We start from the raw sequence: 10870 nt of genomic DNA, 5'->3' as shown, positions 1-10870 counted from the left end.
AAAACTAAAAATGGCACAATTAGAAAGTGAATTGAAGGATAAAGTGGATGGACTTATTGATAAAGCAATGAGTGGATTCGATCCAAATAATATTCAAAATGCAATATCAACCTTAAAAGAAGCGTGGGAATTACTTCCAGAACCTAAATATAAATGGAGTGATAGTTTTTTAATATCAAAATATTTAACACACGTGTACTTTAACCAAAATCAATTTGATAATGCTTTAGATTGGGCTAAAATTTTTAACCAATGTGATCCGGGTAGAGATTATGGCGAAAGTGAGTTTATGCTAGCAAAAGTTCTATATCAAAAAAATAATAAAGAAGAGGCAAAAGAAAAATTTAAAGTAGCGGATCAAAAATCTGATGGTAGAGTTTGGAAAGGCGAAAAAAATCTTGACTATTTTAAATTTTTTAAAGGAAAATAATGGAAGTATTAGAAGACGAATTATATGCCAGTATAATAGAACTAACAGGTAAAGCTGAATCCTATTTTGAGGATCAATATTATCTTAAGGCCATAGAACTTTATTCAGAAGCATTAAACTTAGTTCCAATTCCTAAAACTAGATGGGAAACAAGCACTTGGATATACACAGCCATTGGAGACTCTTTTTTTATGTTACAGGATTATCAAAATGCTTTAACTAATTTATTAGATGCATACAATTGCCCTGGTGGAGTTGAAAATCCATTTATAAATTTAAGATTGGGCCAGTGTTATTATGAAACAGATAACTCAGTTAAAACAGAAGATTATTTGTTAAGAGCTTATATGATTGAAGGTGAAGACATTTTTAAAAGCGAAGACAACAAGTATTTTAAATATTTGAAATCAAAATTTAATTTATCCTGAATGATTCAACTACAGCTAGGGCATCCTAAAATAATTGACCATGGACAAATAGAAATTGAAAAGGTAAACGATGCCTTTTTAAAACTGTTTCATACCAATGAAGAAAGCTGTTTTCTGTTTTGGGATGGCATTCCTATCCGTTTTCGGTACAGGGAGGACTTTTATCATTGTTTCAATGAAATTTTAGCGATGTGTTGGATGTTAGAAAAGGAAAAGGAAGGAAAAACCAAAGCTACTTTGACAAATCAAGTAATGAAGATTACGTTGAAATTATTTTGGAAGGATGATCGATTAGAGATAGATGCGTTGTTTGAAGCCCATGAAGAACTATATTCGAAGTATGTAGAAGTACTAAACACTAAAAATTCTATTACTATTTCTAAGCAATCCTTTTTGTTTGAATGGAATACACTATTAAAACAATTTATAGAAGTACTGCAGCAAGGAGAAGTTACGATAAAACAAGATACCGAAAACAGAAAATTAGAACTACTCAAACAAGTAGAAAATTCAATTAAAGGATACGGAAAGCTATATGTCAACGCATAATACAAAAGAAATATATGATTATACTATTGTTGGTAAGGATCTAACCACCTTTATACTACAACCTGGATATGTAGAAGGGGTTGAAAAATTAGAAAAGACATTTCCTGATATCAAGACAATGTACAGCTCCATTTTTAAAAATACTAAAGAGTATTGTGTGGTGCTTTGGAATGGAATCCCCTTTAGGTGGTCATATACTGAAGATCTACCTGACTTGGTCGCTAATATTATTGAAATTTTGAACCAAATAATAGTAAATAATACAGAGCAATGGCATAGTGAGCTTAAATCCAAAACTTTTGAAGCTCTCTGGTCTTTTTCAACTAAGGATAGTATGTTATCTATAAAATCCAGTTTCATCAGAGTTGATGGAGGCCATCAAAATGCGTTGAACAGTTTATCAGTGATTAAAATCAATAGAGAACATTTTATTGCCGAATGGAAGTTGTTAATAGAACAACTTCTTCAATCTTTCTTGGCCTCTGAACAAATAGTAAGTGGAAGTGAAGCCGAAGAATGTTTACACAATATTAAACAAATAAATAACCATATTGCTAACAGAGCGTTGAGGTACCAATATGATAAAAGATAGCAATAGAAAGAATTAACTCAAAAATGGGGTTTTTAACTCTTTTTTTAGCTGCGGAGATGATGTATTTTAAATTTTAAATAAATAAAATGAAAAAAGACTGGTATAAAAAAGAGCTCCTGTTAAAAAATACGCAACAAAGAAACGGTGCAGATAATAATAGAAAGGATGTAATGAAGATTCAGTCCTGGCTATGTTTGTTCAATATCTGGAATCCAAACAGTGCTACGGCTACGGGTATTGATGGAGATTTTGGCCCAGCAACGGAACGAGCAGTACAAAATTTCCAAAAAATACAAGGGCTGCAGCAAAACGGTATAGTTGATCAAGTTGTATTTGATACTCTTTCGGTTAATCTCAAAAATGCTTTTGAAACTCCATTACAAAGTAACGACTTACGATCTTTAGTAGTTGAAGCTGCTGAGAACCATGTTAACAATCATCCGTTTGAACTGGATATTAAAGGACAATCTAATTCCGGTCCCTGGGTGCGCAGTTATATGGATGGTAATGATGGTAACCCCTGGTTTTGGTGTATGGGCTTTGTACAAGCCGTAGTTGATCAGGCAGCTAGCTCAATCGGTAAAAATTTCAAAGATCTAATGCCTTTAACTTACAGTTGTGATACAGTAGGAACAACAGGGTTACAAAAAGGAATCCTATCCCGTCATCAGCAGATAAGGCAAGACTTATCCTTGGTGCAGCCAGGAGATATTTTCTTAACCCAAAAGTCAAAGTTTGATTGGACCCACACTGGGATCATAACCCAAGTATTCGGAGAAGTAATCGAAACCATCGAAGGGAACACTAATTTTCAAGGTTCCAGAAACGGTATTGCAGTAATGAAAAGAACCAGGAATCTGATGCGATCAAAAATTGATGTATTTTCAATAGCACCTTTAATATAAATAATGATGGAAAAAGCGACAGAGGCAACTCAAATTCATTTCGATAGTAAAATATCTTACTTACGAGAGGTTATTGAATATAGACTCAAAAAAGAATATACCAATGAAGAAGTGGAACAACCGCTTTTTGATTCCATTATAGACGATAATTCTTCTTTTGCAAAGTTTGCAAAGAAGCATAATTTGAGCAAAGATGAGGTTATTATTCTGCTAATCGCTCTAGTTCCTCATATTGCTCCTTATTTCTTTATTGATATCATCACCTCATTTTTTCCTTCAGGTGGAGAGTTACCAGAGTTTGGTGGCGTAAAAGGAAAAAATCATAGAGGGATAATTCCTACGGGGGAGACCGTACAATTTATTTTAGCGGGTAAAAACTTAAAGGAAAGAATCAAAACAGCGACACTTTTTGAACCAGAGAGTACTTTGGGTAAATTAGCTGTGGTGAGTTTGGATACCGTACCTTTTGGCGAACCAATAATGAGTGGTAAATTGGTATTAGAACAAGAGTTTGTAGAGCTGTTTCTGTCTGGTAAGATTCTACGTCCGGTTTTGAGTAAGCAATTTCCTGCCGAACGGATCGAAACGCAATTGACTTGGGATGATTTAGTGTTGCAGCAAAAAACCTTAACACATATCAAAGAAATTGAAGCTTGGTTGAAATACAATGACAAAGTACTTAACGACTGGAAAATGAAATCTCGCATAAAACCAGGATATCGAATTCTTTTCTCAGGACCTCCGGGTACCGGAAAAACACTTACTGCTACACTTTTAGGCAAGTATACTGGTGAAGATGTGTATCGAATTGACCTTTCCATGATTGTATCAAAATATATCGGAGAAACGGAGAAGAATTTATCCAGACTTTTTGATAAAGCCAAAAACAAATCCTGGATTTTGTTTTTTGATGAAGCTGACGCTATTTTTGGTAAAAGAACCAATGTCAGAGATGCACACGACAAATATGCCAACCAAGAGGTTTCCTATCTGCTCCAACGTATCGAGTCGCATCCAGGTTTAGTAATTTTAGCTTCGAATTTTAAAAACAATATTGATACTGCGTTTACTCGTAGATTTCAAACCATTGTTGAGTTTGAAAATCCATCGTACGCAGAACGGGTATTGTTGTGGCAAAAGAATTTACCGGCTGGTGTCGAACTGCAAGAAGAGGTCAATCTCGAAGACTTAGCAAAGAAATATGCACTAACCGGTGCAAACATCATCAATGTAATTCAGTTTGCTTGCCTAAGAACAATGGCGGAAGAACACGAACAAATCCATCTAAATAGTATTTTAACAGGTATCAAAAAAGAGTACTTAAAAGAAGGTAAAATGATAACCATTTAAACGGGTTATAAACTTTTTGTACTTGTTATTAACATTATTCCTGTAAACCTATTTCGTTTACATAATTTTAAGGTAAACTAATCTATTTACCTCAATGTAAATGAAAAAATGGTTGTCTAATTTTGGACCAGGAATATTGGTTACCGCTGCTTTTATTGGACCAGGCACTGTAACTGTTTGTATTTTGGCAGGAGTTAAATTTGGATATTCCTTACTATGGGCTATGCTCTTATCTGTAGCCTTTTGTTTGGTGCTCCAAGAAATGTCAGCACGGTTAGGACTGGTTACCCAAAAAGGATTAGGTGAAGTTATTGGCACACTTTTTACGAATAAAGTGCTACGCTGGTCTATAATATCCCTCGTTTTTATGGCAATTTTTATAGGTAATGCAGCTTATGAAGCGGGCAATATCAGTGGTGGAGTACTAGGGTTAGAAATAGTGATACCTGATACTACGATTACTTTTTGGAATTTGGAGTTAAACTATTTAAGTCCGCTTATTGGTCTTTTTGCTTTTGGAATTTTGATTAGTGGCAATTATAAAATCATTGAAAAAGGACTTATTACTTTGGTAATCGGTATGAGTCTTTGTTTTTTAGGCACTGTTATATTACTCAAGCCTGATTTAGCGGCAATTTTTAGCGGCTTCGTGCCTCACTTCAATGAATCACAAATTTTAGCCATCGTTGCTTTAATTGGTACCACTGTGGTGCCCTATAATTTGTTTTTACATGCCGCAGTGATTAAGGAAAAATGGAAAAACACTACAGATATACACTTTGTACGAAGAGATACCATAATAGCAATAGTATTGGGGGGATTGGTTTCTTTAGCGATAATTATTTGTGGCGCAGCTTTAGAAGGTCAAGAAGTCAGTAATGCTACTGATCTGGCTAGGAGTTTAGAACCCTTATTTGGTACCAATGCCAAATACATTATTGCTTTAGGATTATTTGCTGCAGGAATTACCTCTGCAATTACAGCACCCTTGGCTACGGCCTATGTCGTTAGCGGATGTTTAGGTTGGAGCCCAAATCTTAAAGCATGGCGGTTTAGATGGATTTGGATATTAGTATTACTCTCGGGAGTGTTGTTTTCGTCACTTGGAATAAAACCCATATTGATCATTCAGTTTGCACAAGTAGCTAACGGAATTGTATTGCCGTTTGTAGCCATCTTACTAGTTTGGTTAATGAATCAGAAAGAAATTTTGGGTAACTATACCAACACACTTGCTCAAAATGTATTGGCAATTTTGGTGGTGTGTATAACACTTTTTTTAGGCGCAAGAAGTATAGGGCTAGTATTTTTTTAGCGTGTAGGAATTTTATGATAAAAATGCAGGAATGAAAATGATAATTATTAATGCAGACGTGGGAGAAGGATCTGTAAATGATAAGGATATTATGCCATTGATTTCTTGGTGCAATATTGCTTGTGGAGCACATGCAGGAAGCGAAGAGGAAGTTGAAAAAACCATTGCCTTAGCAAAACGAAATAAGGTACAGGTTGGTGCCCATCCTGGATATGCAGATAAAGAAAATTTTGGAAGAATTAAGTTGAACTTATCTTATAAAGAGCTTGTACAATCTTTAACAGATCAGATACAATTGATTGCTAAAAAAGCGGAAGAGCAAGGTGTAAAAATGATACATGTAAAACCTCACGGCGCATTATACAATCAGGCAGTAAAAGAAACTTCAATTGCGAATGCAATTCTTGAAGCTGTTCAAAATGTCGATAAAAGTTTATATATAGTAACGCAAAAAAATGGAATATTAGATACCCTTGCAAAGGGTGTTTTGAAGGTGAAGTATGAGGCTTTTTTAGATAGGGCATATGAGGAGGATTTGACATTGGTGTCCAGGTCAAAACCAGGTGCAATTCTAACTGATCCTAATGAAGTTTTAATTCACGTCAATAACATGATAAATAGGGGTGTGGTCAGGACAATTACGGGTTCTGAAAAATCAATTTCATTTGACACTTTATGTGTTCATGGGGACCACCAAAATAGTGTTGAGATTCTAAAATATCTTCAACAGAATTTGAATAAGTAACACTGGATAGTTTGCAAAAAAAATGACTTACGAATTAAAATATAAACAGTATTCAGAAAGAGCAATTTTAGTAGCATGGCCTTCTCGAATTGATAAAAATATCCTCGAGGATGTACTTTTGTTTAAAAATAGCATAAAAATAAAAAAGGATAAAGTAATTGTTCAAATAACTTCAACATATAACTCGTTGTTAATTTTTTATACTTCAACGATAAAGGATGTCTATAGTGAGATTTCAGCTTTAAGATCGATATATGAGACTTGTGGTGTAGCTGAAAATCTTCAAAATCACCTTTGGGAGATTCCAGTTTGTTATGAGGATGAGCTTTCACCAGATTTGTTGTCGTTTTGTAATCAAAAAAAGTTGTCTGTAGATGAATTTGTTGCTTTGCATACAGCTCCTACCTATCAGGTTTACTTCATTGGTTTTTTACCCGGTTTTTTATATCTCGGAGGTTTGGACCCCAAGTTGCATTTTCCACGAAAGCAAACTCCTAATTTGAAAGTAGAAAAAGGCTCTGTAGCTATTGGTGGACAGCAGACAGGAATATACCCAAGTAATAGCCCAGGTGGCTGGCATGTTGTTGGTAAAACTCCTGTTGAATTGTTTGATAAAGACAGACGACCACCATGTTTTATTCAACCTGGTGATCAAATTAAATATGTCGCGATTAGTTTAGAACAGTATGGCGATATTTTCACTAAGATTAAAAAAGGAACATACGATTTAAAGTCGGTTAAGTTATGAGGAGCACGATAACAATTCTTAAACCGGGATTATTTACATCCATACAAGATCTAGGTAGATTTGGTTATTCAGAATATGGAGTTCCGGTTAGTGGTGCCATGGATCAATATGCTATGCAATTATCCAATACGCTTTTAGATAATCTAAAGAACGATGCAGTTTTAGAATGGACGTTATTGCCACCAGTTTTACAATTCAACGATACGGCTAAAATAAGTTTAACAGGCGCTTCCTTATTTCCAATGCTAAATAACAAAGTGATTAAGTATAGTGCGGTAATGGAAGTTCAAAAAGGGGATGTGTTGTCGTTTAAACCGTGTAGGAATTTAGTGTATGGATATGTAGGAATACTAAATGGATTTCAATCTCCTGACGTACTAAATAGCAAATCGTTTTATAACGGTATAACCGAAATACCTTCTTGTCAAAAAAATACGATACTGCCTTTTAAAACTCTAAAGGATTTGACTTCCACAGCCACAAGAGTGATTCCCCAATTGGATGAGGAACAAGATGGGGTTATTCATGTGTTTCCAGGACCAGAATTTGATCAATTATCCAAAAGCCAACAACAAAAGTTAATGACTTCTAAATTCACAATAGGACAAACCCGAAGTAGAATGGGGATTCAACTACAAGAAAAATTAGATAATGATCTTTCCGGTATAATTACCTCACCCGTGTTACCAGGAACGGTCCAATTAACACCAGATGGTACTTTAGTGGTACTGATGAGGGATGCCCAAACCACTGGTGGATATCCGAGAGTTTTACAACTTTCAGAAAAAGCAATTAATACGATTGCTCAAACGCCTTCTGGTACACAATTAGAGTTTGAATTACAACAATTTTAAATCAATACAATTTAAAGTAATAAGATGAAAGGGGAAAATCCCAGATAGGCTGAGGGGGGAATTCCCCCTTTTTTTAATAGTAGGGTCAATAACCCTATTCCGCGGTAATCCATTTATATTAAAATAATTAACGATCTTTTTGGGCTTGATTTAGCTAGACAAGCAGAAGGGCACCATTTGTAAATGTTAAAGTTTTTTAGATATCTTAGCTCAATTAACTTATAAAACTATAAACTATGCCTAACGAAATACCCAAACCCAAAAAATGCATCTCCAAAGATGAAGCAAAAGAACTTCAGAAAAATTGGTGTGATACCAGATCCCAGGGATTAAAAAAGAAGATGGGTTTTGAAGATGCCCGCGACTTTTGGTGGAGTGTAGAGGAGCTAGAAGAATACCTAGCATATGTAAAGCAAGAGTCCAAAAAACAAGGAATCGAAAATCCAGGTATCCGTTTTCATTTAGGAGCCTATTGCCCTTCAAAATGTGATAATAAGAAAGGATTGAGTACTTTATTTTTGGCGCCCACAGGATCACGCCCTGGAGCAGCCGGGAAAGATGGCGGGACAGACGAACCTGTGAATTATAGCATCGAACCATTTAATCGTGGAGGAACAGGTCATCCGCCGAATGATTATTAATAATGTTTTTATTAATTATTAACTTATTGGAGATAGTAGCGGCAGTTGTTGGAACTATGTATATACAAAAATATCGAGAAGATCGCTTTTCTCGATATTTTGTTTACTTTTTATGGTTTATTGCTATTTTTGACACTACTTTCGGATGGTTGCCGACTTTAATAGGTAACTATAAAACATTAGCATTTCTAAGAGAATCTTTTTTAGCAGAAAATCAATGGGCTTATAATTTATTTGATCTGATAAGTTTCTCGTTTTATCTTTCTTTTTTTACGCATTATATTGAATCTTTGACCATAAAAAGAATCAGTAAAAGCCTAACGATAGGATTTGTCTTATCTGCGATCATTTATTTAGTCTTTTCAGGTAGTTTTTTTGATTCACCATCCTTATTTGGACTTATTATTGGTACATTCTTGCTGGTAAGCCTAATCATCTTATTTTACTTACAAATTTTACAAAGTGAAACCATTTTAAACTTCTATAAATTTTTGCCGTTTTATATTTCCATTGGTGCATTGGTCTTCCATGTGGTAGTGAATCCTATTTTTATATACGGTCAATATTATGAGAAAAGAAGTCCTGAGTTTATTCAGGTTTATAGATTTATATTGACAGCAGCCAATATTTTTATGTATACTTGCTATATAATTGGATTCATCATATGCTCGAAAAAGAAGAAATCTTACTCATCATTTACTTCGTAGTAATCATATTCTTTTTTGTGATTTTTGGTATTGTGTTTTTTATCGCTTTCCAACGTCGTAAAAACAAATTACTGGTAGACAAAATTAAAGCAGAACAACAATTTGAAGAGGAACTGCAAAATTCTAAATTGGAGATCAAGGAGCAAACGCTAAAAAATGTAAGTTGGGAGTTACACGACAATATCGGACAGCTCCTATCTACAGCAGTGATGCAAATCAATATCTTAGGCAATTCGCTTGGCGAAGAAGGAACAGAAGCTTTAAAGGATGTGCGTACGCTGGTTGGTGATAGCCTTCAGGAGATTCGAAGTCTCTCTAAAACCTTAAATCACGAAGTTATTCAAAATATAGGTATCGAAAAATCCATACAAACAGAATTGGCTCGTTTTGAAAAGTTGAATTTTCTCAATACACATTTCACAGTTACTGGAGATACTAAAACCGTTAATGCCAAGGATGAAATAATTTTATATCGTATTGTACAGGAGTTCTTTTCCAATACGATAAAACACGCTGAGGCTGAAAATCTTTTTGTACATTTAGAGTATACTATAGATTCCTTTACCATAACCATAAAGGATGATGGTGTTGGTTTTGAAATGGATAATGTACAGGCTAATTCGGGTCTGCTCAATATGAGAAGTAGAGCAGCTCTTATAAATGCAACATTAACATATAAGACAGCTCCTGATCAGGGAGTAGAACTTTCACTAAAGTATCCTTTTAATAACGAAGTTTAAATTTTATGAAAAATAAAACGGTAGTTATAGTTGACGATCACCTGCTATTTGCACAATCATTAGAGAGTTTAATATCAAAATTAGATGGGTATGAAGTATTAGAAATACTCAAAAATGGTAAAGAACTTACTCGATACTATCTCCATAAGAGAAAAAAACCTGACGTAGTGTTGCTTGATGTAAAAATGCCGGTAATGGATGGAATACAAACGATGCAATGGTTAAAGGAACATCAGCCAGAGCAAAAAGTATTGGCGCTGACCATGGAAGATGATGAAGAAACAATCATTAAAATGTTGCGTGCAGGAGCCCGAGGATATCTATTAAAGGATATTCATCCTGATAATTTTGAGTTTGCTATGAAAATGGTGATCGAACAAGGCTTTTATTATTCCAGTAAAATCGAAAGCGCTCTCAAACATTCGGATCAAAAAATAGAAGATAATACCATAAAGCTCGAAGAAAAATTAACGGATCGTGAGTGGGAGTTTTTGAAACATGCCTGTTCTGAACTTACGTATAAAAGTATAGCAGATGAAATGCATTTGAGTCCTAAAACCGTAGAAAACTATAGAGAAACCGTTTTTAAAAAATTACAGGTTAAAACCAGAGTGGGAATGGTTATCTATTGTATGAAGCATAACTTATTTAAAGTCGAGTAATACAAAATAGTGCTCAAAATATTGGTTCTTTTATTTTTTATTCCGTAATTCGTTACTATAAATGAGAAGAAAACAATTAAATAGTAATAATGTCATTCGAATTATTGTGATTCATTCACAGTGGTAAAGGGCATTAGTACTCATTAATATTACAATTCAATCCCTTTACTAATTCAGTAAAGGGATTTTTTATTTCGTATGAAG

At 34.4% G+C, this 10870-nt stretch carries 14 protein-coding genes; all 14 read left to right on the top strand.

The window, feature by feature from the left end:
- Nucleotides 1-10: 10 nt before the first annotated feature.
- A complete protein-coding gene (locus EV197_RS12765) occupies nt 11-430 on the top strand; it encodes a tetratricopeptide repeat protein (RefSeq protein ID WP_130287179.1) in 420 nt (139 codons plus the stop codon).
- The gene (locus EV197_RS12760) at nt 430-858 is read left to right on the top strand and encodes a tetratricopeptide repeat protein (RefSeq protein ID WP_130287178.1); all 429 of its coding nucleotides are present in this window, start codon (nt 430-432) and stop codon (nt 856-858) included. Before EV197_RS12765 ends, EV197_RS12760 begins: the two co-directional genes overlap by 1 nt.
- Nucleotides 859-1407, top strand: a complete 549-nt coding sequence (locus tag EV197_RS12755; RefSeq protein ID WP_130287177.1) for a hypothetical protein — start codon at nt 859-861, stop codon at nt 1405-1407. It begins immediately after the preceding gene.
- Nucleotides 1394-1999, top strand: a complete 606-nt coding sequence (locus EV197_RS12750) for a hypothetical protein (RefSeq protein ID WP_130287176.1) — start codon at nt 1394-1396, stop codon at nt 1997-1999. Before EV197_RS12755 ends, EV197_RS12750 begins: the two co-directional genes overlap by 14 nt.
- An 86-nt stretch (nt 2000-2085) precedes the next feature.
- The gene (locus EV197_RS12745; RefSeq protein ID WP_130287175.1) at nt 2086-2904 is read left to right on the top strand and encodes a peptidoglycan-binding domain-containing protein; all 819 of its coding nucleotides are present in this window, start codon (nt 2086-2088) and stop codon (nt 2902-2904) included.
- A 3-nt stretch (nt 2905-2907) separates the two neighbouring features.
- The gene (locus EV197_RS12740) at nt 2908-4254 is read left to right on the top strand and encodes an ATP-binding protein (RefSeq protein WP_242610733.1); all 1347 of its coding nucleotides are present in this window, start codon (nt 2908-2910) and stop codon (nt 4252-4254) included.
- Nucleotides 4255-4354: 100 nt separating this feature from the next.
- Nucleotides 4355-5569 (top strand): Nramp family divalent metal transporter, encoded by a 1215-nt coding sequence (locus tag EV197_RS12735; protein ID WP_130287173.1) that lies wholly within the window; start codon nt 4355-4357, stop codon nt 5567-5569.
- Nucleotides 5570-5600: 31 nt separating this feature from the next.
- Nucleotides 5601-6314 carry a 5-oxoprolinase subunit PxpA gene (pxpA, locus tag EV197_RS12730; RefSeq protein WP_130287172.1) on the top strand — a complete coding sequence of 238 codons (714 nt, stop codon included), beginning with the start codon at nt 5601-5603 and terminating at the stop codon, nt 6312-6314.
- 22 nt (nt 6315-6336) lie between these two features.
- Nucleotides 6337-7062, top strand: a complete 726-nt coding sequence (gene pxpB / locus EV197_RS12725) for a 5-oxoprolinase subunit PxpB (protein WP_130287171.1) — start codon at nt 6337-6339, stop codon at nt 7060-7062.
- The gene (locus EV197_RS12720) at nt 7059-7916 is read left to right on the top strand and encodes a 5-oxoprolinase subunit C family protein (RefSeq protein WP_130287170.1); all 858 of its coding nucleotides are present in this window, start codon (nt 7059-7061) and stop codon (nt 7914-7916) included. Before pxpB ends, EV197_RS12720 begins: the two co-directional genes overlap by 4 nt.
- Before the next feature lie 236 nt (nt 7917-8152).
- A complete protein-coding gene (locus tag EV197_RS12715) occupies nt 8153-8557 on the top strand; it encodes a hypothetical protein (RefSeq protein ID WP_130287169.1) in 405 nt (134 codons plus the stop codon).
- Between the two features lie 2 nt (nt 8558-8559).
- Nucleotides 8560-9264, top strand: a complete 705-nt coding sequence (locus EV197_RS12710) for a hypothetical protein (protein ID WP_130287168.1) — start codon at nt 8560-8562, stop codon at nt 9262-9264.
- Nucleotides 9222-10004: a sensor histidine kinase gene (locus tag EV197_RS12705; protein ID WP_130287167.1), complete on the top strand. Its 783-nt coding sequence runs from the start codon at nt 9222-9224 to the stop codon at nt 10002-10004. The genes EV197_RS12710 and EV197_RS12705 overlap by 43 nt, the downstream gene beginning before the upstream one ends.
- Before the next feature lie 5 nt (nt 10005-10009).
- Nucleotides 10010-10666, top strand: coding sequence for a response regulator transcription factor (locus tag EV197_RS12700; protein WP_130287166.1), 657 nt, complete (start codon nt 10010-10012; stop codon nt 10664-10666).
- Nucleotides 10667-10870: the final 204 nt, after the last annotated feature.

The sequence above is a fragment of the Aquimarina brevivitae genome, from assembly GCF_004216895.1.
In the GTDB taxonomy this organism is placed as follows: Bacteria; Bacteroidota; Bacteroidia; order Flavobacteriales; family Flavobacteriaceae; genus Aquimarina; species Aquimarina brevivitae.
The sequence above is the reverse complement of the archived record's forward strand: the minus strand, read 5'-3'. Positions and strand labels throughout refer to the sequence as shown.